This is a genomic window from Halomonas sp. V046, from assembly GCF_052645355.1.
Map to the genome: position 1 here is coordinate 1 of NZ_JBQXYF010000006.1, position 24,402 is coordinate 24,402.

The 24,402-nt window shown below is 64.5% G+C and carries 23 protein-coding genes; 10 read left to right on the forward strand and 13 right to left on the reverse strand.

Features of this window, described 5'->3' with window-relative positions:
* The 5 genes from ACUN9Y_RS09100 to leuC form a co-directional block, all read right to left on the reverse strand.
* A partial coding sequence (locus tag ACUN9Y_RS09100; RefSeq protein ID WP_445460389.1) for a retention module-containing protein occupies window positions 1-947 on the reverse strand: 947 nt, incomplete at its 3' end.
* Window positions 948-1,477: 530 nt separating this feature from the next.
* Entirely contained in the window at window positions 1,478-2,590 is a 1,113-nt protein-coding gene (asd, locus tag ACUN9Y_RS09105; protein WP_445460390.1) for an aspartate-semialdehyde dehydrogenase, read from the reverse strand.
* A gap of 230 nt (window positions 2,591-2,820) precedes the next feature.
* A complete protein-coding gene (gene leuB / locus ACUN9Y_RS09110) occupies window positions 2,821-3,894 on the reverse strand; it encodes a 3-isopropylmalate dehydrogenase (protein WP_445460391.1) in 1,074 nt (357 codons plus the stop codon).
* A gap of 89 nt (window positions 3,895-3,983) precedes the next feature.
* Window positions 3,984-4,637 carry a 3-isopropylmalate dehydratase small subunit gene (leuD, locus tag ACUN9Y_RS09115; protein WP_445460392.1) on the reverse strand — a complete coding sequence of 218 codons (654 nt, stop codon included), beginning with the start codon at window positions 4,635-4,637 and terminating at the stop codon, window positions 3,984-3,986.
* 3 nt (window positions 4,638-4,640) lie between these two features.
* Window positions 4,641-6,098, reverse strand: coding sequence for a 3-isopropylmalate dehydratase large subunit (gene leuC / locus ACUN9Y_RS09120; protein ID WP_445460393.1), 1,458 nt, complete (start codon window positions 6,096-6,098; stop codon window positions 4,641-4,643).
* A gap of 202 nt (window positions 6,099-6,300) precedes the next feature.
* On the opposite strand from leuC, the gene ACUN9Y_RS09125 reads away from it, so the two are divergent.
* Together ACUN9Y_RS09125 and ACUN9Y_RS09130 are read left to right on the forward strand one after the other, a co-directional pair.
* Complete coding sequence (locus tag ACUN9Y_RS09125) at window positions 6,301-7,215, forward strand: LysR family transcriptional regulator (RefSeq protein WP_445460394.1); 915 nt, start codon at window positions 6,301-6,303, stop codon at window positions 7,213-7,215.
* Between the two features lie 117 nt (window positions 7,216-7,332).
* A complete protein-coding gene (locus tag ACUN9Y_RS09130; RefSeq protein ID WP_445460395.1) occupies window positions 7,333-8,649 on the forward strand; it encodes a hypothetical protein in 1,317 nt (438 codons plus the stop codon).
* A gap of 113 nt (window positions 8,650-8,762) precedes the next feature.
* On the opposite strand, the gene ACUN9Y_RS09135 is transcribed toward ACUN9Y_RS09130, so the two are convergent.
* Window positions 8,763-9,287 (reverse strand): zinc ribbon-containing protein, encoded by a 525-nt coding sequence (locus ACUN9Y_RS09135; RefSeq protein WP_445460396.1) that lies wholly within the window; start codon window positions 9,285-9,287, stop codon window positions 8,763-8,765.
* Between the two features lie 376 nt (window positions 9,288-9,663).
* Between ACUN9Y_RS09135 and leuS the strand changes: the two genes are divergently transcribed.
* The 8 genes from leuS (at window position 9,664) to ACUN9Y_RS09175 (ending at window position 17,647) form a co-directional block, all read left to right on the forward strand.
* Window positions 9,664-12,231: a leucine--tRNA ligase gene (gene leuS, locus ACUN9Y_RS09140; protein WP_445460677.1), complete on the forward strand. Its 2,568-nt coding sequence runs from the start codon at window positions 9,664-9,666 to the stop codon at window positions 12,229-12,231.
* 26 nt (window positions 12,232-12,257) lie between these two features.
* Entirely contained in the window at window positions 12,258-12,749 is a 492-nt protein-coding gene (locus ACUN9Y_RS09145; RefSeq protein WP_445460397.1) for an LPS-assembly lipoprotein LptE, read from the forward strand.
* Window positions 12,750-12,754: 5 nt separating this feature from the next.
* Window positions 12,755-13,819, forward strand: a complete 1,065-nt coding sequence (gene holA, locus ACUN9Y_RS09150) for a DNA polymerase III subunit delta (RefSeq protein WP_445460398.1) — start codon at window positions 12,755-12,757, stop codon at window positions 13,817-13,819.
* Window positions 13,820-13,997: 178 nt separating this feature from the next.
* Entirely contained in the window at window positions 13,998-14,525 is a 528-nt protein-coding gene (locus ACUN9Y_RS09155; protein ID WP_445460399.1) for a hypothetical protein, read from the forward strand.
* 19 nt (window positions 14,526-14,544) lie between these two features.
* Window positions 14,545-15,678, forward strand: coding sequence for a diguanylate cyclase domain-containing protein (locus tag ACUN9Y_RS09160; protein WP_445460400.1), 1,134 nt, complete (start codon window positions 14,545-14,547; stop codon window positions 15,676-15,678).
* A 162-nt stretch (window positions 15,679-15,840) separates the two neighbouring features.
* Window positions 15,841-16,221, forward strand: a complete 381-nt coding sequence (locus ACUN9Y_RS09165; RefSeq protein WP_445460401.1) for a PA2779 family protein — start codon at window positions 15,841-15,843, stop codon at window positions 16,219-16,221.
* A gap of 14 nt (window positions 16,222-16,235) precedes the next feature.
* Window positions 16,236-17,222, forward strand: coding sequence for a PA2778 family cysteine peptidase (locus ACUN9Y_RS09170; protein WP_445460402.1), 987 nt, complete (start codon window positions 16,236-16,238; stop codon window positions 17,220-17,222).
* Complete coding sequence (locus tag ACUN9Y_RS09175) at window positions 17,219-17,647, forward strand: DUF488 domain-containing protein (protein ID WP_445460403.1); 429 nt, start codon at window positions 17,219-17,221, stop codon at window positions 17,645-17,647. Before ACUN9Y_RS09170 ends, ACUN9Y_RS09175 begins: the two co-directional genes overlap by 4 nt.
* A gap of 120 nt (window positions 17,648-17,767) precedes the next feature.
* On the opposite strand, the gene sthA is transcribed toward ACUN9Y_RS09175, so the two are convergent.
* The 7 genes from sthA to ACUN9Y_RS09210 form a co-directional block, all read right to left on the reverse strand.
* On the reverse strand, window positions 17,768-19,159 hold the full coding sequence (gene sthA, locus ACUN9Y_RS09180; protein ID WP_445460404.1) for a Si-specific NAD(P)(+) transhydrogenase: 1,392 nt from the start codon (window positions 19,157-19,159) through the stop codon (window positions 17,768-17,770).
* Window positions 19,160-19,258: 99 nt separating this feature from the next.
* Entirely contained in the window at window positions 19,259-19,516 is a 258-nt protein-coding gene (gene nqrM / locus ACUN9Y_RS09185; RefSeq protein ID WP_445460405.1) for a (Na+)-NQR maturation NqrM, read from the reverse strand.
* A gap of 252 nt (window positions 19,517-19,768) precedes the next feature.
* Window positions 19,769-21,001 (reverse strand): NADH:ubiquinone reductase (Na(+)-transporting) subunit F, encoded by a 1,233-nt coding sequence (gene nqrF / locus ACUN9Y_RS09190; RefSeq protein ID WP_445460406.1) that lies wholly within the window; start codon window positions 20,999-21,001, stop codon window positions 19,769-19,771.
* A gap of 60 nt (window positions 21,002-21,061) precedes the next feature.
* Entirely contained in the window at window positions 21,062-21,679 is a 618-nt protein-coding gene (gene nqrE, locus ACUN9Y_RS09195; protein ID WP_445460407.1) for an NADH:ubiquinone reductase (Na(+)-transporting) subunit E, read from the reverse strand.
* Window position 21,680: 1 nt separating this feature from the next.
* Window positions 21,681-22,349 carry an NADH:ubiquinone reductase (Na(+)-transporting) subunit D gene (locus tag ACUN9Y_RS09200; protein ID WP_445460408.1) on the reverse strand — a complete coding sequence of 223 codons (669 nt, stop codon included), beginning with the start codon at window positions 22,347-22,349 and terminating at the stop codon, window positions 21,681-21,683.
* 2 nt (window positions 22,350-22,351) lie between these two features.
* Window positions 22,352-23,176, reverse strand: coding sequence for a Na(+)-translocating NADH-quinone reductase subunit C (locus ACUN9Y_RS09205; RefSeq protein WP_445460409.1), 825 nt, complete (start codon window positions 23,174-23,176; stop codon window positions 22,352-22,354).
* A complete protein-coding gene (locus tag ACUN9Y_RS09210) occupies window positions 23,176-24,402 on the reverse strand; it encodes an NADH:ubiquinone reductase (Na(+)-transporting) subunit B (RefSeq protein ID WP_445460678.1) in 1,227 nt (408 codons plus the stop codon). Before ACUN9Y_RS09210 ends, ACUN9Y_RS09205 begins: the two co-directional genes overlap by 1 nt.

A 24,402-nucleotide genomic window follows, 5' to 3' on the forward strand; every position in this document is an offset into this window, starting at 1 on the left:
CCATCGGCGGTGTAGGTGTAGGCGATCTGGCCGCTGGCCGCGTCGAAGCCGGTGATCGTCAGCGTGCCGTAGCTGCCGGACAGCGTGACCGGCGCCGTGGCGCTGGCCGTCGTCACGTCCTTGCCCGCCACCGTGACCGCGGCAATCCCGGCCTCGGCGCCCACCGTCATGCTCGCGCTGACGCTCTCGCCGCTGGCTTCCACCAGGCTGTGGTGGCCGGCCCCGGCGCCACTGCCATCACCATTACCGCTGCCATTACCATCGGGAATCGTCACCGTCGGCGCGCCGGTGCTGCCAGAGCCGCCACCCGACTCACCACCAGCGCCGCCACCCGACTCACCACCAGCGCCGCCACCCGACTCACCACCAGCGCCGCCACCCGACTCACCACCAAGGCCTCCACCAGAGCCGTCACCGCCGTCACCTGCGCCGCCGCCCGTCGTCACGTCACCGTCCAGGCCGACGGGAACTACCTCCGCATGGGTGAGCGCCGAGTTCACCTGCGCCGGATCGAAATCCAGCAGCGGTCCGCCGCCGACACTTTCCGCTATCCGCAACAGACGCACGAAGTTGCTGCCGTTGTCCGCGCTTCCGCCGTCGGCTACGCCGCCCGCGGCGGCGGCACCCAGGAGTTCGAGCAAATCGCCATCGAACCGCTCGATCGCGGCCAGGACCTCTTCGACGTCGGCGTTTCCCAGCACCTGGTAGGCCGACGGATTGCCCTGGCCCGCCTCATCCAGCATGAGCACTTCCATGGCGCCACCAAACTGCGCCAGCGACACCCCGTCGGTTGAAACGACATCGACCCGTGCACCGGCGTCGGTGATCAGAACCTCTCCCTGCCGAATGACGTCGCCCTCCCCCACCTCACGAAGCTGCCCTTCTTCATCACGCACCCAAGCGCGACCGACGAGACGGGAAATAGTGGCCGACGTAGCATCAAGCATGATGGAGCCCCTCGGAAGCGACGGCTTGTAGGAGATAGGCAAGGCTTCTTGTTCTATTTTTGTAGTCTTAAAGCTACAAACTTACCTATTTAAACAATATTAGCCCGTCAGACTCACCAATACTGGCCGATAGTCCAATTTAAGACGATAATTCCTGAAATATTATAAAAACACTTTAAAAACAGCAAAGTAAACACACAATGAACACGAGAACCACAAGTCTCGCATCCTGATCAAGCACAGCAAAACCACAGCCACCGCTCTCGCCTCATCCTCCGGTACCGTGGTCGTGCCGATCAGAATGTCTCATCACCATCATGCAAAAGAATGACATCCCGCCAATGCATTAGGCGGTGGGTGCCGGCTTGAGTGGCCACAACCATGACAGCGAGCCCCAGTCTCTGCGTGGGCGCCACCGTGGCGGTTTCGCGCCAGCTGGTGCCACCCGAGCACGACAACGCAAGTGGGGCGCCCCAGGGCGCCCCACTTGCGTCTACGACGGCGACTCCATCAGGAGTCGCCTGACACGGTTACTGCTCGCGAAGAATCTTGAGCATGCGCTTTAAGGGCTCGGCGGCGCCCCACAGCAGTTGATCGCCGACGCTGAACGCGGACAGGTATTCACCGCCCATGTTGAGCTTGCGCAGGCGCCCGACCGGAACGCTCAGTGTGCCGGTGGCGGCGGTCGGCGTCAGACCCTCGATGGTAGCGTCCTTGTCATTGGCGATGACCTTGACCCACTCGTTGTGCTTGGCCAAACGGTCTTCGATCTCATCAAGCGGCACGTCCTGTTTAAGCTTGATGGTAAAGGCCTGGCTGTGGGAGCGCATAGCGCCGATACGCACGCAAAGGCCATCGATCGGCACCGGCTTGTCCGAGCGACCGAGGATCTTGTTGGTCTCGACGAAGCCCTTCCACTCTTCACGGCTCTGGCCGTTGTCGAGCTTGGAATCGATCCAGGGCAGCAGGCTGCCGGCCAGGGGCGCACCGAAGTTATCGGTCGGGAAGTCACCGGAGCGCATCGCCGCGGTCACCTTGCGATCGATATCCAGGATAGCGCTCGCCGGATCCTTGAGCTCCTCGCCCACGGTATCGCGCAGCGTCCCCATCTGGTTGAGCAGCTCACGCATGTGCTTGGCACCGGAGCCGGACGCCGCCTGATAGGTCATCGACGTCATCCATTCGATCATGTTGGCCTCGAACAGCCCGCCAAGGCCCATCAGCATCAGGCTGACGGTGCAGTTGCCCCCGACGAAGGTCTTGGCACCGGCGGCCAGCTGCTGGTCGATGACGTTACGATTGACCGGATCCAGCACGATGGTGGCGTCGTCAGCCATGCGTAGGGTGCTGGCGGCATCGATCCAGTAGCCTTTCCAGCCGCCGCCACGCAGGTCCTCATAGACCTTCTTGGTGTAATCGCCCCCCTGGCAGGTCACGATGACGTCGAGCGCCTTGAGCGCATCGAGGTCGAAGGCATCTTTCAGCGGAGGCACGTCCACGCCGACGTCGGGACCGGCCTGACCGACCTGTGAGGTAGTGAAGAAGACCGGCTCGATGCCCTTGAAGTCTCCATCTTCCACCATGCGCTGCATCAGCACCGAACCCACCATGCCGCGCCATCCGACGAAACCGACTTTCAACATGTGAAGCCCTCCAGAAATCGAGTGAGATGCATATTATACAGAAACCGGCAGCGCCTTTCAGACGCTGCCGGAGAAGTCGTTCCTGTTGCCTTTGCCACCTTCCAACGCTGAGCCGGCCACCCGGGGCGGGGCACCGGCCTCGACGGGCCAGCCCGACCGCGCGAGCGGCCTCTCAGCTCAGGGCCACGTGAACGGCACGGCTCAGCCCAGGGCAGCGCGAGCGGCTCGGCTCAGCCTAGCGCCGCGAGAACGGCGTCGCCCATTTCCGCGGTCGACACCTGGCGAGTCCCGGGGTAGGCGATATCGGCGGTACGCAGGCCATCATCGAGGACCTTGCCGACGGCCGCCTCGATGCGTTCGGCAAGCGCGGGCTCGTCGAGGGAATAGCGCAGCATCATGGCCACCGACAGGATGGTCGCCAGCGGATTGGCGATGCCTTCGCCGGCGATGTCCGGGGCACTGCCGTGGCACGGCTCGTACATGCCCTGGCCGCGTTCGTTGAGCGATGCCGACGGCAGCATGCCGATCGAGCCGGTCAACATGGCGGCGGCATCGGACAGGATGTCCCCGAACATGTTGCCGGTGACCACCACATCGAACTGTTTGGGCGCACGCACCAGTTGCATGGCGGCGTTATCGACGTACATGTGGGACAGCTCGACGTCGGGATAGTCCGCGGCCAGGCGATCCATCACCTCGCGCCACAGGATGGTGACCTCCAGGACGTTGGCCTTGTCCACGCTGCAAAGCTTCTTGCCACGCTTCTGCGCCATCTCGAAGGCGACCCGACCGATACGCTCGATCTCGCTTTCGCTGTAGACATAGGTGTTGAAGCCGACTCGCTGGCCATCGCGCTGCTCGATCCCGCGGGGCTGGCCGAAGTAGATCCCCCCGGTCAACTCGCGCACGATCATGATGTCGAGACCGGCGACGAGTTCGGGCTTCAGCGACGAGGCCTCGGCGAGCTGCGGGTAGAGAATGGCCGGGCGCAGGTTACCGAACAGGCCAAGTTCCTTGCGCAGGCCCAAAAGCCCCTTCTCGGGGCGCTTGGTCAGGTCCTCGATGCTGTCCCACTGGGGTCCCCCGACGGCCCCCAGCAGGATCGCGTCGGCGGCTCTCGCCTTGGCCAGGGTCTCTTCGGGCAACGGATGACCGTGGGCATCATAGGCGCTGCCGCCGACGAGCCCGTGTTCGACTTCCACGTCGAGACCCAGGGCCTGGCAAGCGGCCAGCACACGGCTTGCCTGGGCGGTGATTTCCGGGCCGATACCGTCGCCGGGAAGAACGAGAATCTTGCGAGTCATGGCAGACATTTCCTTAACCGCCGGCCGTCACGCCGGACTGAATCGTTGGTGCAGACACGAAACGCCCGCCGAGTGGCGGGCGCATGACATCAAGCCTTGGCCGTTTCGCGGAACAGCCAAGGGCGCTCGGCGCGATGGCGCGCCTCGAAAGCGTGAATCGCCTCTTCATCGGTCAGCGTGATGCCGATGTCGTCGAGCCCCTCGAGCAGGCAATGCTTGCGGAAGGCATCGACCTCGAATTCAAGAATCTCCCCGGACGGCGTGGTCACCCGCTGATGCTCGAGGTCGATATCGAGTCGATAGCCCTCGTTGGCTTCCACCTCGGCGAACAGGCGATCGAGCTCGTCCTCGCCGAGGGTGATCAGCAGAATGCCGTTCTTGAAGGCATTGTTGTAGAAGATGTCGGCGAAACTCGGCGCGATCACCGCGCGGAACCCGAAATCCTCAAGCGCCCAGGGCGCATGCTCCCGGGAGCTGCCGCAGCCGAAGTTGCGCCGCGCCAGCAGCACGCTCGCGCCCTGAAACCGCGGCTGATTAAGGACGAAATCCGGGTTCAGCGGGCGCTGGGAGACGTCCTGTCCGGGCTGCCCCTCATCCAGATAGCGCAGCTCGTCGAACAGATTGACGCCGAAGCCGGTGCGCTGAATCGACTTCAGAAACTGCTTGGGAATGATCAGGTCGGTGTCGACGTTGGCCCGGTCCAGCGGTGCCACCAGGCCGTCGAGGCGTTCAAACTTGTTCATGGCTCAGGCCTCCTGGTGGGCGTGGTTGGCAGCGGCGTCGCCGGCGAACGTTCGCACGTCGACGAAGTGGCCGGCGATGGCGGCGGCAGCGGCCATCGCCGGGCTGACCAGGTGCGTACGTCCACCGTAGCCCTGGCGGCCCTCGAAGTTGCGGTTCGAGGTCGAGGCGCAGTGCTCGCCGGCACCGAGTTTGTCGGCGTTCATCGCCAGGCACATGGAACAGCCCGGCTCACGCCACTCAAATCCTGCCTCGATGAACACCTTGTCGAGACCTTCGGCCTCGGCCTGACGCTTCACCAGGCCAGAGCCCGGCACCACCATGGCCAGCTGAATGGTATCGGCGACCTTGCGCCCCTGAGCGACCTTGGCCGCTTCGCGAAGATCCTCGATGCGCGAATTGGTGCACGAGCCGATGAATACCTTATCGAGCCGGATGTCGGTGATCTTCTGACGGGCATTGAGCCCCATGTACTCAAGCGCGCGGTTGATGCCTCCGCGGGCGGTCTCATCGGCGGCATCGGCCGGGTCCGGCACCTCGCCACCGATGCCGGTGACCATCTCGGGGCTGGTGCCCCAGCTCACCTGTGGCTCGATATCGGCTGCGGCCAGTGTGACCACCTTGTCGAAGGCGGCGTCAGCGTCGGACACCAGGTGGCGCCAGTCCTGGACGGCGGCGTCCCACTGATCGGCCTTGGGCGCGAAGGGGCGATCCTTCAAGTAGTCGATGGTGGTGTCGTCGACCGCGATCAGGCCAACCCGAGCGCCGGCCTCGATGGCCATATTGCACACGGTCATGCGGCCTTCCATCGACAGGCTCTCGATGGCGCTGCCGGCGAATTCGATGGCATAGCCGGTGCCCCCGGCGGTGCCGATCGTGCCGATGATGGCCAGGACGACGTCCTTGGCGGTCACACCGGCACCGAGCTCACCTTCTACGCGCACCTGCATGTTCTTCATCTTCTGCGCCAACAGGCACTGGGTCGCCAGCACGTGTTCGACCTCGGAGGTACCGATGCCGTGGGACAGCGCGGCGAAGGCGCCGTGGGTCGCGGTATGGGAGTCGCCGCAGACCACGGTCATTCCGGGCAGCGTGGCGCCCTGTTCCGGCCCGACGACGTGAACGATGCCCTGGCGCGGGTCATTGATGCGAAACTCCTCGATACCGAAGGCAGCGCAGTTGTCGTCCAGGGTCTGCACCTGGATCAGCGACACTGGATCCTTGATCCCGCTGTTGCCCTCGGCGCGCTCCTTGAGCGTGGTCGGCACGTTGTGATCCGGCGTCGCCAGGTTGGCATCGAGGCGCCACGGCTGACGGTTGGCCAGGCGCAGGCCTTCGAAGGCCTGAGGGGACGTCACTTCGTGCAACAACTGACGGTCGATGTAGATAAGCGCGGTTCCATCATCGCGCGCCTTCACCAAATGCTGCTGCCACAACTTGTCGTAAAGCGTCTGGCCTGCCATGTCTTCTCCTCCGTGGGGGCTAAAGCCCCTCTTCAAACCACGCTTCGATGTCCGATCGATACGGCCGAGCTCGATCGTCGCCGGCGCCGGGCGCCTGCCATCGCGATGAGATGAGTGTCTCGCCGCTGACAAATAAAAGCAATTCATGTTATTTATTCAAACGATTCCAGAATGGAATACTCAACTTTGCCGGGGACAGCCGATGGACACCCAAAGCCTGCAGGCCTTCTTGGCGGTGGCCGATACCAGCAGTTTCTCCCGCGCCGCGGAGCAACTCCACCTGACCCAGCCCGCGGTCAGCAAGCGTATCGCGGTGCTCGAGAATCAGACCCGGGCGCGGCTCTTCGACCGCATCGGGCGCCGGGTCAGCTTGACCGAGGCGGGCCAGGTGCTGCTGCCCCGAGCGCGCCAGATTCTGGTCATGGTCGACGACAGTCGCCGGGCGCTGGGCAACCTGACCGGCGACGTCAGCGGCAGCCTGACGCTCGCCACCAGCCATCATATCGGCCTGCATCGCCTGCCCCCCATCCTCGGCGCCTACGTCAAGCATCACCCGGAGGTACGCCTGGACTTGCGTTTTCTCGACTCCGAGCAGGCCTATCAAGGGGTCCTCGATGGCGAGATCGAGATCGCCGTGGTCACCCTCGCCGCCGAGCCCGATCCACAGCTTCAGGTCGTGCCGATGTGGATCGACCGGCTGTGTTTCGTCGCCGCCCGGGATCACGAGCTGGCGCGCCACGGGCGGCTGTCCCTGGCGACACTCTGCGAGCACAACGCCGTTCTCCCGGGGCCGCTGACCTTCACCCGCCAGCTGATTCAGGCGCGACTCGCCGATCGCGGCCTGCGCGTCTCGGTCACGCAGTCGACGAACTACCTGGAAACCCTCAAGATGATGGCCACGGCTGGCCTTGGCTGGAGCCTGTTGCCCGAGCAGATGGTCGCCCAGGAGATCGCCGCCGGAACGCTTGCCCGGCTCGACGTCGACGCCAGCCCGGTGGAACGCCCGCTGGGCTATCTCGTCCACCGTGACCGCACCCTGTCCAATGCCGCCAGGTCGATGCTCGCCCGCCTCGATGAGGTCCGCGAGAAGGCCGCCCTGAGCTGGCCTGAGCGTTAGTAGCCGGGGCGCCGCGAGCGGCCCCGCTGGGCGTGACCGGGTACCGCCGAACCGACACTGCCCCGCGCCCCGCCGCGCATCGCTGCGCTTTCATGATCACAAGGACGTCAGTTGCCGATGACCACCGCCACGCCCTTTCGCCACCGCCTCGCCGGCTTCCTCACGCTGGCGGGGTGGGCCCTGCAGGTCACGTCCTTCGTCATCCCGGCGTTGCCGAGCCCGCTGGTCAGCGCGCTGCTGTGGTCGGCCGTGGTACTGATGTGGGTCGACATTCCACGACGCAACCAGCTGCAGGCCGGCACCCTGGCGTTGGCGGGCCTGTCGATGTTCATCGCGGCACACTTCGTCTACGGCGCCAACATCGACGTCTGGCACCTGCTCGACGGCAATACCTTTGTCGTGGCCATGCTGATCGGCGTGAGTTTTATCGTGCTGATCGGGCGCCCGGGCGACAAGGGACCGCCGCGCACCCACCCGGTCACCGGACAGCGCGGGGCCGCGGGCACCTGGCTCGGCGTCCATCTGCTCGGGGCCATCTTGAACCTGTCGACGGTGTTCATGGTTGGCGATCGCCTGGAGCGTCGCGGGCCCCTCACCGACCCGCAGCTGCTCAGCCTCAATCGCGGCCTGTCCAGCGCCGCGCTATGGTCGCCCTTCTTCGCCTCCATGGGCGTCGTGATCACCCTGGCCCCCGGACTCGACTACGCCAGCCTGATCGCACTGGGGCTGCCGCTGGCGCTTGCCGGGGGGGTATTCAGCGTGCTGGAGCTGTCGCGACGGTTCGAGCTGGATGATGTGGCGGGGTTCTCGCTAGCCCCCAGGAGCCTGCTGACGCCGGTCATTCTGGCGACCCTGGTGATGGTATTTCATTATCGGCTGACGCCTGCGCTGACCATCGTCAGCATCATCACCTTCCTGATGCCGACGGTCGCTTTACTGACCAACCTGCTGCATGGCTGGCCGGCTACCCGACGCAGGCTGCGCCAGCATACCGAGTTGCGCTTGCCGGCCATGCGCGGTGAAATCACCCTGTTCCTGTGCGCGGGCCTGCTGACCAAGGGCCTCTCGACGCTGGTCGATGCCGCGACCCAAGGCGACTGGACGCTGTTTCCGACCTTCGGCACTCTGCCCGCCATGGCCAGCTACCTCGCCATCGTCGCCAGCGCCGTCGCCGGGCTGCATCCGATCATCGGCGTCTCGGTGCTGGCCTCGATGCTCGAGCTGGACGCCAACCACCAGACACTGTTCGGCTTCGTCGCCCTGGCGTCATGGGCGGTCGGCACCAGTGTCGGTCCGCTATCGGGTATCAACCTGTCGCTGCAGGGCCGCTACGGCGTCAGCGGCTATCGCATGATGCGCCACAACCTGCCGTACGCTGCCGTCATGTCGTTGCTGGTGCTGCTCGCCATCGGCTGGCTGGCCAGGGGGCTGTAGCCGGCCGATCGACGCAACAGACAAGACGCCGATGCGGGCAGGGCCCACATCGGCGTCTTTCCCTCTCTACCTCTCTACTTCTCTACCTCTCTACCACTGGGCTTCACGGCGCGCTATCCAGCGCGAACAAAATAGCGATGACCGCACTGATGACAGGCGTCGATGCGCTTCACGCCGGGAAGCTCCACGGCCGCGTCACAGTGAACGCAGGCCATGCGTCCGGGGGCGGCCATCTCGCCGGCAGTATAGTCGGCCCGAGCGGCTTCCAGGTCATCCTCCAGGCGCTCACGCTCGATGACGCTGCGATCGGCGATCGACAGCAGCGAGTCCACCACCTTGCGCGACAGCACCGCCAGGTCGATGCCCAGCCAGCTGGCCACGCCTTCGCCACCCGCCGCGAGATAGCGCCGCATGTCCTTGAGGTCGCGCTCGACCCAGGCTCGCAGCAGCGATAGCTCGTCCTTGGTGTACTCCTCGAGCTCGGCTTCGAACTCCACCGCCTCGTCGAGATCGCGCTGCAGGTTTTCCCAGGTCAGCTCGTCGGCGCCCTCCTTGAGCCGCGACAACATCCGCTCATAGCCCTCGCTCAGGCGATGATCGCCGTGGGACCGATCCTTGGACGATTGATGATCACTCATGGTGTTCTCCTTTTCCTGGGTGATGGTCAGGCTGATGCCGTGGCCGACGCGTCCCGCGTGCAAGCGCCGGACCGTGAGGGAAGCATACCGACGCCGCATCGCCGGCGACGGCCATAGCCCCCACCCGCCGTGCTGGGGTATCCTTGCGAGCATTCAGGCCTCGCCGGCGACTGGCGGGAACATGACGAAGCGCCGCCTTCGGGTCGGCGCCCAGAGCATCGACACACCAGCCCCAGCGGCCCTGCGTCTGCCCTCTCGTCTGCCCTCTTGTCTGCTCTATCTGTTGATTCTGCACAACAGCGCCGCCGGGCGATACCCTTATTCCACCGCGCAGCCCACCGGCTGCGCCCGACCTGCAAGGTACTCGAAGACCGCGATGGACGCCCAGTACAAGCCCCACGACATCGAACACGCCGCCCAGACGTTCTGGACCGACAACAAGTGCTTCAAAGCGATTGAGGACGCCAATCGCGAAAAGTTCTATTGCCTGTCGATGTTCCCCTACCCGAGCGGCAAGCTACACATGGGGCACGTACGCAACTACACCATCGGCGACGTCATCTCGCGCTTTCAGCGCATGCAGGGCAAGAACGTCATGCAGCCGATGGGCTGGGATGCCTTCGGCATGCCGGCGGAAAACGCCGCGATCAAGAATCAGGTGCCGCCGGGCAAGTGGACCTACGAGAATATCGATTATATGCGTACCCAGCTCAAGGCGCTGGGCTTCGCCTATGACTGGGAGCGTGAATTCGCGACCTGCGACCCGGACTACTATCGCTGGGAGCAGTGGTTCTTCACCAAGCTGGTCGACAAAGGCCTGGTCTACAAGAAGATGTCCACGGTCAACTGGGACCCGGTCGATCAGACCGTGCTGGCCAACGAGCAGGTCATCGATGGCTGCGGCTGGCGCTCCGGTGCTCCGGTCGAGCGCAAGGAAATCCCGCTGTGGTTTCTGAAGATCACCGACTACGCCGATGAACTGCTGGCGGATCTCGACCAGGTCGAGTGGCCCGAGCAGGTCAAGACCATGCAGCGCAACTGGATCGGCAAGTCCAAGGGCGTGGAGCTGGCCTTCGAGGTCGCCGGTAGCGAGGCGCTGCGCGTCTATACCACCCGCCCCGACACCCTGATGGGCGTCACCTACGTGGCCGTTGCCGCCGGTCATCCGCTGGCCAGGAAGGCCGCCGACGGCAATCCGGCGCTCGCCGACTTCCTCGAGGAGTGCTCCCACGGCGGCACCTCCGAGGCGGCGCTCGCCACCATGGAAAAACGTGGCATGCCCACGGGCTTCGAGGCGATCCATCCGCTGACAGGCGACCGGGTTCCCGTGTTTGTCGCCAACTTTGTGCTGATGGAGTACGGCACCGGCGCGGTCATGGCCGTACCGGCCCACGACCAGCGCGACTGGGAGTTCGCCACCAAGTACAACCTGCCCATCGCGCCGGTGATCGCCGACGCCAACGGCCAGGCCCCCGACCTTAGCGAAGCGGCGTATCTCGAGCACGGCAAGCTGATCCACTCCGGGGAGTTCGATGGCCTCGAGTTCCAGGCCGCCTTCGACGCCATCGCCGCACGCCTCGAGCGCGACGGCCACGGCGAGGTCAAGACCAACTATCGCCTGCGCGACTGGGGCGTGGCCCGCCAGCGTTACTGGGGCGCGCCGATCCCGGTCAAGTACGGCCCCGAAGGCCAGACGGTGCCGCTGACCGACGCCGAGCTGCCCGTGGCCTTGCCGATGGAGGTCACCGTTGACGCCTCGGGTTCGCCGCTCAAGAAGATGCCCTCGTTCAGCGATCTCGGCGACGGCTGGACCCGCGAGACAGACACCTTCGACACCTTCATGGAGTCGTCGTGGTACTACGCGCGCTTCTGCTGCGCCGACAACCGTGACGCCATGCTCGACGAGCGCGCCAACTACTGGCTGCCGGTGGATCTGTACATCGGCGGGATCGAGCACGCCATTCTGCACCTGCTCTACGCGCGCTTCTTCCACAAGCTGATGCGCGACTTCGGTCTGGTCGACTCAAGCGAACCGTTCCAGCGTCTGCTGACCCAGGGCATGGTCATCGCCGAGACCTTCTATCGCACCGAGGCCAACGGCGGCAAGGCGTGGTTCAACCCCGCCGACGTCGAGGTCAAGCGTGACGACAAGGGACGGCCACTCAGCGCCACGCTGCTAAGCGATGGCAAGCCGGTCGAGATGGGCGGCATCGAGAAGATGTCGAAGTCGAAGAACAACGGCGTCGATCCCCAGGCCATGATCGATCGCTTCGGCGCCGATACCGTGCGCCTGTTCATGATGTTCGCCGCCCCCCCCGAGCAGTCTCTCGAGTGGTCCGACTCCGGCGTCGAAGGCGCTCAGCGCTTCCTGAAGCGCCTGTGGCGAATCGCCGCCGAGCACGTCAATGCCGGCTCCCCAGGCCGGCTCGATAGCGCGGCGCTGGACGATGCCCAGCGCGAACTGCGGCGCAAGACCCACGAGACGATCAACAAGGCCGGCGACGACATCGGCCGTCGCACCACCTTCAACACCGCCATTGCCGCGGTGATGGAGCTGTCCAATGCCATCGGCAAGTTTGCCGACACCTCGCCCCTGGGCCTTGCCGTGGCTCGCGAGGCGGTCGAGGCCTGTGTGCTGTTGCTGGCCCCCATCACGCCCCACGCCTGCCATGGCCTGTGGCATGAACTCGGCCATACCGACGCCGTGATCGACGCCCCCTGGCCTAAGGTCGACGAAGATGCCCTGGCCCGCGACAGCGTAGAGCTGGTGGTGCAGGTCAATGGCAAGCTGCGAGCCCGCATCGAAGTCGACTCCGCGGCCGCCAAGGACGCCATCGAAGCCCAGGCTCTCGGTAACGAGAACGTCATCCGCCACACCGACGGCAAGACGATCCGCAAGGTCATCGTGGTGCCGGGCAAACTGGTCAACATCGTCGCCAACTAACGTCTTCCACCGGATAAGGAGGTCCCATGCAGCGTCGCCAATTCCTCGGCCTGTCTCTCACCGGCGCCACCGCCCTGACCCTGGGCGGCTGCGGCTTCCGTCTGCGCGGCGTCGGTGGCGAGGTCCTCGCCATCGACAGCCTCGCCCTGGCCGGGCCCGACGGGCCGTTCAAGGACCTTCTGGTCCAGCAGCTCGCATCGCTTGGCACCCAGGTCGACGCCAGCGCTCCGCTGCGCCTGAATCTCGCCCAGGAAAACGTCGAGACGCATCAGGTCGGCGTGCTCGATACCGGCTCTCAGGAACAGCAGCTGGTGCTGACCGTGCCATACACCGTGCAGCGCGTCAGCGACGGCGCCTATCTTGCCGACCGCCAGAGCGTCGAGGTCATCGAGAGCTTCTCGACCACCGACGACAACCTGCTGGCCAAGGATGATCTACGCGCCGACGCCCTGCAGACGGCTCGCCGTGAGGCCGTACGCCAGCTGATCGACCGTCTGCGCGCGCTGCCCGGTAGCTGATCGCGATGAAGGTGTTTGCCGACAAGCTGCCCGACGCACTGGCCAAATCGCTGCCGCCGATCATCATCGTCGCCGGTGACGAGCCGCTACAGCATATGGAGGCCTGCGACCTGGTGCGCCAACGCGCCCGGGAAACGGGCATCGAGGAGCGCGAAGTGCTCCACGTCGAGGCCAACTTCGCCTGGGGCCGACTGACCGAGTCGGCCGCCAGCATGTCGCTGTTTGCGTCGCGCAAGCTGATCGAGGTTCGCCTCGGCGGCGCCAAGCCCGGCCAGGAAGGCGGCAAGGTGCTCAAGGAGTACGCCGAGCACGCCGGCCCCGACAACATCCTGCTGCTGAGCTGCGCCAAGCTCGATGCCCGGGAACAGAAGAGCGCCTGGTTCAAGGCCCTCGACAAGGTCGGCCTGTTCGTCCCGGTATGGCCGGTCGATGCGTCACGCCTGGGCTATTGGCTGCGCGATCGCGCCACTCGCCACGGCCTGGGCATGAACATCGATGCCGCGCGCCTGCTCGGTGAGCGCACCGAGGGCAACCTGCTGGCGGCGGATCAAGAGCTGCAGAAGCTCGCCTTGATCTTGCCGCCCGGGGCCCAGGTCGGCCCCCGGGAAGTCGCCGGCGGCGTCGAGAACAGCGCCCGCTACGATGTCTTCACCCTGGTCGATGCGTGCCTGAAGGGCGAGCGCGAGCGGGTCCTGCGCATCTTGACCGGCCTCGCCGCGGAGGGCACCGAGGCGCCGATCATCCTGTGGGCGCTGACCCGAGAGCTACGGACCCTGCTGTCGCTGCACCAGCACCTGGATCAGGGCCAGAGCTTCGAGCACGCCTGCAAGGCCCAGAAGCCACCGATCTTCGACCGCCGCCGGCCGCCCTACCAGGAGGCGATTCGCCGGCTACCGCTCAAGCGCCTGCACAAGCTGCTGATGTTCGCCCAGCGCCTGGACCTTGCCATCAAGGGCGCCGCCAGCCTGCCCCTGCAGGCTGGCTTGCAGGACTTGGCGCTAACCCTTGCCGGTGGCCGCGGCCTGCTGGCCGAAATGCCGTCGTCCTACCGCGTGGGTTTACACAGCTAGCCGACCGCCCGGCGTCCTTGCCACAGGCTTGCCCCACCGATCCCCCATGCCCTCGGCGCCTGCGGGGATCGTCTTCTCTCGGCCATCAACGGCGGTTTCTGCATACTTTGTAATCGCGCCGACCACTGCATACGCCGTAGGATACTCTCTGGCATCCGTTACAACAGGGAGGCGGCTCATGACGGCTGATCGGCATCGGCGTCTGTGCAGTGGCCTCAGCGCCTCCGCTGTCGGCGGCTTGCTCCTCCTCGCCATGGGCGACCCGGCGCTGGCCAACGAAGCAGGCGACCCATCGCTGGCCAACGAAGCAGGCGTCCTGACGCTCGCCAGCGAGCAGCAGACGCGTAGCCTGTCACTGGCCCAGATCGAGACACACCCGCTTGTTCGGGCCCGCCTCACGCACCCAAGCGGTCCCGAAGGCCTCTTCTCGGGCATCTGGGTCGACGACTTCCTGGACCGGCATGGCCTGGCCACAGCGACGCGTGTGCGCTTCATCTCCAGCGCTGGCTATTCGGCCTTTCTGACGCCGAAGCTGCGCCGCGACAAGCGCTATCTCCTGGTCACTCGCCTGAATGGCCGGCCCATACCCTCGGCGCGTCTGGGGCCGTTGCTGCTGATCGTACCGACCGACGCCAAAGCGGTGCTCGACGGCAGCGAATCGGCCGGCCGCTGGATCTCGGGCATTCGCCGCATCGAAGCCCAATGAGCGCGCCATGACAGCCTCCATGGCACGCCCCCTCAGCGCGATGCTCATCGCCCTGCTGGTCGCCCTGAGCGCCCTCTTCGCCGTGCTGCTGGCGTGGTATCTAACCCAGGCTCGCCAGTACATCGGCGCCGACTACACCGGCCTGATCCTGGACGTGGTACGCGCCAACGAAGAGACCTATCGGCTACGTCGCCTGCTGTATGCCGAGGCCCGCGAGGAGGCCTTCCCCCTCGGCGAGCGCCTGGTGAATACCGCCACCATGCTGCAACAGCGCCTATCGCTCTATCTTCAGACCCTGGACCGCATGCCGCTGGATTCCCTGCGTGACGCCGCGTTCGCCGGCGAGATACAAGAGGCCCTCGGCCACCACGAGCGGATGACACAACTGATCGACACCTCCGACACCGCGCTGTCCCCGGCAGCGCTCGAGGCCGCCAAGACATTGGAGCAGCAGCTCGCCTGGATCTTCAGCGAAATGAACGACCGCCTGCAGTCCGCCAGTGCGGTGCAACAGCGTATCAACGAAGGACTCGCCCTCGCGGTCGTCGTGCTGGTGGGGCTAGTGCTGGCAACGGCGCTGGGGTTACTCGCCGCGCTGCTCCACCTGCAGCACCAAAGCGAGACGCTGCGCGGCCTGGCGATCACCGACTCCTTGACCCAGCTCTCCAACCGCCACCAGTGGCTCGAGCAGGCCCCCTTGCTGCTCGAGCCCGCCAATATGCCCGTGGCGTTGGTATTGCTGGACCTCGACCACTTCAAGTCGATCAACGACGGCTACGGACACCCCACGGGCGATCAGGTGCTGGAGGCCTTCGGTCGCCTGCTCAAGAGCGTCGCCAGGCGCTCTGACCTGGTCGCGCGCCTGGGCGGCGAAGAATTTGCCCTGCTGATGCCTCACACCGCCGGCGTCGATGCCGCCCGCGTCGGCGAACGCATCCGCCGGCATACCCAGGACTTTACCCTGCCGGCCCCCGCCGAACATCACTCTCTGACGGTCAGCATCGGCATTGCCGTTGCCGATACCGCTGCCGTCGACGCAGACCGCGATGCCAACGACGACAGCGAAGAGCGCTTTTCGACGCTCTACCGAAGCGCCGACAAGGCGCTGTATCGCGCCAAGGAAGGGGGCCGTAATCGCATCGAACTGGCGTGATGAAATGTCCCTGACATATTGGTTATACTTGCCCCCTCATCGCGGCCCAGGCCGCCCGGCAGGACGCCGGGCGTCCACCACGCGTCGGCCTTCCATTGGCAGGGCCGAGCGCCGTGGGTACCTTGTTCTCCCGATTCAGCCACACGAAAAACAGGAAGCCCCATGACCCGCCGCCTTATCTGCACCCTACTGATTCTCTCCCTGACCCTCAGCGCCCTGCCCGCCGTCGCCGCCACCGGTGCTCCGCTGGCGAGCACCGCCGAGGTTCTCGCCGCCCAGCAATCGAGCGATGCCAAGGCGCGCATTCACCAGGTGCTGGCCCGTGACGACGTCCGTAGCCAGCTCCAGCTTCAGGGCGTGGATGCAGACGAAGTCAACGCCCGCGTCGCCGCCCTGTCCGACAAGGAAGCCCAGCAGATGGCCGAGCAACTCGACCAGCTGCCGGCCGGTGCCAGCGTCATCGGCGTACTGTTCGCGGTGTTCGTGATCCTGCTGGTCACCGATATTCTCGGCCTGACCGACGTCTATCCGTTCACTCGCTAAGCCCAGGTGCCATGATGCTGTGCCCCTTGCACCGCTCACCCCCGAACGCCCGCCTTGCGGGCGTTCTCGGTTCCGCCGCCCGGCTGTGGCTGACGGCCCTGGTGATGATGTTGCTGGCCGGCTGTGCCAGCACGCCCGTATTGGACCCCGATGCCCTCCGAACGCTATCTCCGCGTGTCGTGCTCGACGAGGTCCCCTTTCATCCCCAGCGCGACTACCAATGCGGGCCTGCGGCACTGGCCATGTCGCTGAACGCATCTGGCGTCGAGGTCGGTGTCGATCGGCTGATCGAGCAAGTCTATGTGCCCGGCCGTCAGGGCAGCCTGCAGCCCGAAATGCTGGCCGCGACGCGGCGCCACGGCCGCATTCCCTTCCTGCTGGCGCCACGCCTTGACGCCATCTTCGCCGAGCTGGATACCGGGCGCCCGGTCGTGGTGATGCAGAACCTGTCGCTGCCGGCCTTCCCGCTGTGGCACTTTGCCGTCGCCAACGGCTACGACCTGAACGCCGAGGAAATACTGCTGCGCACCGGCGTCACGCGCCAGGATCGCGTTCCCTTCGGCCGTTTCGACGCCACCTGGGCGCGCAGCGAGCGCTGGGCCTTCGTCGCCTTGCCGGCCGGCGAGCTGCCCCGCGACATCAGCGCCAACGACGCCGTCGACGCGGTGTCGGCGTTCGAGCGCGTCCAGGGAGAAGAAGCGGCGCTGCCGGCCTGGCAGGCCGTCGCCGAGCGCTTTGCCGATCACGCGATGGCGGCCTTCGGTCTTGCCAACGCCTATCATGGCAATGGTGACATCGACGCGGCGGTGGCCGCCTGGCGTCGGGCCACGATCCTGGATCCCGATCTCGCCGCCGCCTGGCTCAATCTCGGGTTGACGCTTGCCCACTCCGAGACGCCGGGCAGCGCCCGAACACCGCTCACCCGCGCCGCACAGCTGCCCGGTCCCTGGCAGCAACAGGCACGAGAGGCGCTGGCATCACTGGAAGGAGGCACCCCATGAGCTATGACATCGTCAGCAAACGTATCTATCAGCCCATAGACGATGACGATGGGGCTCGGGTGCTGGTGGACCGCCTCTGGCCAAGGGGCAAGCCTCGCGAGTCGCTGTCGCTCACCGACTGGTACCGGGACGCCTCGCCGAGCCCGGCCCTGCGTCGCCAGTACCATGCCGGTAGCATCAACCGTTCGGTATTCGAGATCCGCTACCGCGGCGAGCTGCGCGACGCGCCCGACCACCTGATACCGTTGATGCGTCTTGCGCGGCGGGCTCGCCTGACCCTGCTGACCGCCAGCCGCGAGATCGATGACTCTCACCTGCCGCTGTTGCGAGAGGCCCTGCTCGATGCCCTGCACCGAGAGGACCAGGCAGATGCCCTGCCGAGCTCCCCGCCCTGCTATGCGGGTGACTTGCCCGAGTCGACCTGACGCCACGCACCACCGGCACAACGCGCCATCACCGCCACAACGCAACAGCGGCACCATCAGCACAATGCAACAGGGGCGCCATCATCGGCGCCCCTGCTCGTTACGCTACCCACACCGCTGTCAGAACACCCGATTCAGGCCATTCTGAGCCGCCACCCGATAAGCCTCGGCCATGGTCGGATAGTTGAAGGTGGTGCTGACGAAATACTTGAGCGTGTTCGCCGCGCCGTCCTGCTGCATGATCGCCTGGCCGATATGCACGATCTCGGAGGCCTGGTCACCGAAGCAGTGGATGCCGTAGATCTCGAGACTGTCCTGATCGAACAGGATCTTGAGCATGCCCACGGTATCCCCCGTGATCTGCGCCCGGGCGGTGTCCTTGAAGAAGGCGTGGCCGACCTCGTAAGGCACCTTGGCCTCGGTCAGCTCACGCTCGGTGCGACCGAAGGAGCTGATCTCGGGAATGGTGTAGATCCCGGTGGGCACCTCGGTCACGTAGCGGAAGTCCCGATCGAGCAGCTCGTCGACCGCATTCAGGCCCTGGTCATAGGCGGCACTAGCAAGGCTCGGCCAGCCGACCACATCGCCGGCGGCATAGATATGCGGGATCTCGGTGCGATAATGCTCATCGACCTGCAGCTGACCGCGACCATTGGGCGTCAATCCGATGGCCTCCAGGCCCAGTTCATCGGTATTGCCGGTGCGACCATTGGCCCACAGGAAGGCGTCTGCGCGCAGCCGCTTGCCGGACTTCAGGTGAACCGTGACGCCGTGCTCGTCGCCTTCTACACGGTCGTACTCTTCGTTATGACGAATCAGCACCCCGTGCTTGCGCAGGTGGTAGGACAAGGCGTCGCTGATCTCGTCATCGAGGAAGGACAGCAGGCTGCCGCGGTTATTGATCAGGTCGACCTTGAGCCCGAGCCCGGAGAAGATCGAGGCGTATTCGCAGCCGATCACCCCGGCACCGAAGATGATCAGGGTGCGCGGCGTGTGCTGCAGGCCGAGAATGGTATCGGAGCAGTAGATCCGCGGGTGGCGAAAATCGATATCGGCAGGCCGATAAGGCCGTGACCCGGTACCGATGATGACCTTGTCCGCCACCAGTTCCTCCACGTTTTCGCCGCTACCGCGAACCATGAGCGTGTGCTCATCCTTGAAGCGGGCGATCCCGTGGTAAAGGTCGATGCGATTGCGGGCATAGAAGTTCGTGCGCATCGATACCTGCTGATCGATGGTCACCCGGGAGCGCTCACGCACCTTGGGGAAGGAGAACCACCGCGGCTCGCCGATATCGCGAAACATGGTGTTGGTATTGAATGACATGATCTGGCGCACCTGATGGCGCAATGCCTTGGAGGGGATCGTCCCCCAGTGGGTGCAGTTCCCGCCGACGCGACTCTGTTTCTCGATCACCGCCACGCGTTTGCCGTGCTTGGCCGCGTTGATCGCGGCGCTTTCCCCGGCCGGACCCGTGCCGATCACCACCACGTCGTAGTTGTGGACTGCCATCGTCTCTCCTTACTGCCTGAATCTGGCTGTCGGTGCCACTAGGCCCCGCACGAAGGCGGCGCCCGAGGGCGCCGCCAGAATCACTCATGACCGCCGCGATCAGCGGCGGCTGGCGTCGTAGCCGAGATCGAGGCCGCGATTCTCGTCGCTACGACGACGCTCGCTGCCGCCACGCTTCTTCGACTCTTCTTCGCACACCTCATCCTTGCCACCGCAAATGTCGCAGCCGTCCTTGAGCCCCAGCTGATTGAGACCACCACAGGACCCGGCGATGGGCTTGCGCCCCAGGATCACGCCGATTGCCATGGCACCGACGACCAGCAGCATGGCGACCAGGACAACGAAATAGATAGTCATGAGAAGACTCCTTGAAGTCGATCCGGGGCCAATGCCCGGAGGGTGGGGCTGTGTCGCTGTGCCCCGGAGAATACTTTCATCGGCACCGTGGTGGCGGCGGCCCCGTGCCTCTGCCTTCGACAACGGACGGGCCACAGGATTCCCGCGCCGGCCATTACCGGCCTAATGAGCCCATTATGCCAGAAACGGCGCACCACCAACACAAAGGGCCGACCCACCGGGCCGGCCCTCTGCCTTCGGCTTGATCGCTAATCAGCCACCGAAGTCATCCAGCATGATGTTCTCGGGCTCGACCCCAAGATCCAGCAACAGCTTGATCACGGAGGCGTTCATCATGGGCGGACCGCACATGTAGAACTCGCAATCTTCGGGAGCCGGGTGATCCTTGAGGTACATCTCGAACAGGACATTATGGATGAAGCCGGTGGGGCCTTCCCAGTTGTCCTCGGGCTGCGGATCGGACAGCGCCAGGTGCCAATCGAAGTTGTCGTGCTCTTCGGCCAGCTTGTCGTACTCTTCGTTGTAGAAGGTCTCGCGCCAGGAGCGTGCGCCATACCAGAAGGTGATCTTGCGCTTGGTGTCCAGGCGCTTCAACTGATCGAAGATATGGCTTCGCATCGGCGCCATGCCGGCGCCGCCACCGACGAAGACCATCTCGGCGTCGGTATCCTTGGCGAAGAACTCACCGAAGGGCCCCATCACCGTGACCTTGTCGCCGGCCTTCAGGCCGAACACATAGGTCGACATCAGACCCGGTGCGTGGCTGGTGTTGGGCGGCGGCGTGGCGATCCGGATGTTGAACTTGAGAATCCCCTTCTCTTCCGGATAGTTGGCCATGGAATAGGCACGGATGACCTCTTCCTGGTTCTTGTGGGAGACGTCGAACAGGCCGAACTTCTCCCAGTCGCCACGGTACTCTTCGTCGATATCGAAGTCGGCAAACTTGATGTCGTAGGTCGGCGCGACCAGCTGCACGTAGCCGCCGGCACGGAAGGCCACTTCCTCGCCCTCGGGCAGCTTGAGGTTCAGCTCCTTGATGAAGGTCGCGACGTTGGGATTCTCGATGACCTCGCATTCCCACTTCTTGACGCCGAAGACCTCTTCGGGGACCTCGATCTTCATGTCCTGCTTGACCGGGACCTGGCACGACAGGCGCCAGCCGTCCTTCTTCTCACGCAGGGTGAAGTGAGACTCCTCGGTCGGCAGGATCGAGCCGCCGCCGTCTTCCACGCGGCACTTGCACTGGGCGCAAGAACCGCCGCCACCACAGGCGGACGACAGGAAGATGCCGTTGGCGGCCAGGGTGTTCAACAGCTTGCCACCGGCCTGGGTGGTCACGGTGTTGTCGGGATCTGAATTGATCTCGATGCTCACGTCGCCAGTACTGACGAGCCTGCTGCGCGCCGCCAGGATCACCGCCGTCAGACTAATGACGATAACGGTGAACATGACTACGCCGAGCACGATGACTGATGTATCAACCATGTCGGTTTCCTATTGCTAGCGTTGCCGGGGTTCCGGCGGCCATGGGCCGCCGGAACGCGCTCAGAGCTGGATGCCGGAGAAGGACATGAAGCCCAGGGACATCAGGCCCACGGTGATGAAGGTGATGCCCAGGCCCTGCAGAGACGCAGGCACGTCCGAGTACTTCAGCTTCTCACGAATTCCGGCCAGGGCGGTGATGGCAAGTGCCCAACCCACGCCGGCGCCGAGGCCATAGACCACGGACTCGCCGAAGTTGTAGTTACGCTCGACCATGAACAGGGTGCCACCAAGAATGGCACAGTTCACCGTGATCAGCGGCAGGAACACGCCGAGGGCGTTGTAGAGCGCCGGCACGAACTTGTCGAGGAACATCTCGAGAATCTGTACCAGGGCGGCGATGACACCGATGTACGACAGCAGACCCAGGAAGGTCAGGTCGATGTTCTCGGCGCCGGCAATGCCGGTCCAGCTCAGCGCGCCTTCGGCCAGCAGGTACTTCAGGATCAGGTTGTTCACCGGCACCGTGATGGCCAGCACCGCGACCACGGCGATCCCCAGGCCAATGGCCGATGAGACCTTCTTGGATACCGCCATGAAGGTGCACATGCCGAGGAAGAAGGCGAGCGCCATATTCTCGACGAACACCGAGGCGACGAATAGGCTCAGATAGTGTTCCATCTTACACGGCCTCCTTCGGCTGGCTGTTTTCCTTCATCACGAACTCGTTGTCTTCGACCTGCTCCGGGTTCAGCGAACGCATCACCCAGATGATCAGACCGATGATGAAGAAGGCGGACGGCGGCAGTAGCAGCAAGCCATTGGGCACGTACCAGCCACCGTTCTGCACGGTCTCCAGAATGGTCACGCCGAACAGGCTGCCGGCGCCGAACAACTCGCGGAAGAAGCCGACGGTCATGAGGATGAAGCCGTAGCCCAGACCGTTGCCGACGCCGTCGAGGAACGAAAGCCCCGGGCTATTGGTCATGGCGAAGCCTTCGGCACGCCCCATCACGATGCAGTTGGTGATGATCAGGCCAACGAAGACCGACAACTGCTTGGACATCTCATAGGCATAGGCCTTGAGAATCTGATCAACCACGATGACCAGCGACGCGATGATGGTCATCTGCACGATGATCCGGATCGCGGACGGGATGTGGTTGCGGATCAGCGAGATGAACATGCTGGAGAACGCCGTGACGAAGATCACGGCCAGCGACATGACCAGCGACACGCTGAGGCTGGAGGTCACCGCCAGCGCCGAACAGATCCCCAGGATCTGAAGAGCGATGGGGTTGTTCTTGAAGACGGGCGTGAGGATTACGCCCTTGGGAGTCGGTGCGGTCATCATCAGGCTCCTTCGGTGTCGTCAGAGATCGAGACGCTGGCCTGGCCTTCGCCGCTACCGTCGGCGCCGCTGCGAAAGCGCGCCAGATAGCCGCCGAAGCCTTCCGGGCTCAGCCAGAACTGCACCAGGTTGGTCACACCACGGCTGGTCAGCGAGGCGCCAGACAGCGCGTCGACCTCGGTGGACTCACTGGCGCCGCCTTTGACCAGTTGGATGGCCGGATCCATGGAGTCGGCAGACTCATAGATTTCCTTGCCTTCCCACTGGGCCTTCCAGCGCGGATTGTCGACTTCCCCCCCCAGCCCCGGCGTCTCGGAGTGAGAAAAGAAGGTGATGCCGTTGATGGTGTTGCCATCGCCCTGCACCGCCAGATAGCCACGCATCAGGCCCCACAGGCCCTGACCGCGAACCGGCAGCACGATCTGGTCGGGATTTTGCTCGTCGCCGACCAGGTAGATGGTAGCGAACTTCTCCTGACGGCTGATGCCGGCCCGGTCCTGCTCGCCCGACAGGGTGCGCGACTGCGCCGGATCCTTGGACGCCTGATAGCCGTCGTACTTCTCCGGGTCGACCTCGTCGGTGTACTCACCGGTCTCGAGATCCACCACCTTGGCGGTGACCGCCTGGGAGAACTCCTTCTGCACGTCCATGCCCGGCTCGTACAGATCGGCCACGGCCAGAATGTTGGACTTGCGGTCCAGCTCCTGATTCAGCTCCTGCTTGGCGCGCAGGCCAACCGCTGCGGTCGAGACGATGATCGAGCAGACGATGCACAGCGAGAATGCAACCAGCAGGATCTTCTTGATGGAGTTGTTACCTTGTGCCATCAGGTGGTCTCCTCGGCCGCAACCGCCGTGCGCTTGACGCGACGCTTGATGTTGGCCTCTACAAAGAAGTGGTCGATGAGCGGCGCAAACAGGTTAGCGAACAGGATCGCCAGCATGATGCCCTCAGGGAAGGCCGGGTTGACCACACGGATCAGCACGGTCATCACCCCGATCAGCGCACCGAAGATGAGTCGCCCCTGGTTGGTCATCGAGGCCGACACCGGGTCGGTCGCCATGAAGATCATGCCGAAGGCGAAACCGCCGACCGCCAGGTGCCAATACCAGGGCATGGCGAACATGGCGTTGGTATCGGATCCGACCAGGTTGAAGATCGCGCTCATCGCGACCATCCCCAGGAATACGCCGAGGACGATCCGCCAGCTGGCGATGCGCATGGCCAGCAATACCGCGCCCCCGATCAGGATCGCCAAGGTGGACGTCTCCCCCACCGAGCCGGGAATGAAGCCGAGGAAGGCGTCCCACCAGCTGTACTGGTCCTGCAGTGCTGCCATGCCGCTCTGGTAGACGGTGGACAACGGCGTCGCCCCAGTATAACCATCGGCCGCGACCCACACAGAGTCACCGGAGATTTGAGCCGGATAGGCAAAGTAAAGGAAGGCACGCCCGGTCAGCGCCGGGTTGAGGAAGTTCTTGCCGGTGCCGCCGAAGATTTCCTTGCCGATCACCACACCGAAGGTGATGCCGAGCGCCACCTGCCACAGCGGAATGGTCGCCGGCAGGATCAGCGCGTAGAGCACCGAGGTGACGAAGAAGCCTTCGTTGACCTCGTGCCCGCGCTTGATCGCGAACAGCACTTCCCAGAAACCGCCGATGACGAAGGTCACCAGATAGATCGGCACGAAGTAGGTCGCGCCAAGCACGAAGTTGGACCACAGGCTGCCTGCGTCATGACCGCCGGCCAGGGTCAGCACGATCATCTCGCGCCAGCCACCCATGGAATCAAACCCACCACTAATGGCCTCGTTGGCCTGCCAACCGGCGTTCCACATGCCGAACAGCATCGCCGGGAAGGTGCAGAACCACACGGTGATCATGATGCGTTTCAGGTCGATGCCGTCACGCACGTGGGCAGTGGTCTTGGTCACGCTTGCCGGCGAGTAGAAGATCGTATCGACCGCCTCATAGAGCGGATAGAACTTCTCGTACTTGCCACCCTTGTGGAAATGCGGCTCGAGATTATCGAGTGTCTGTCGAATCGCCAACAT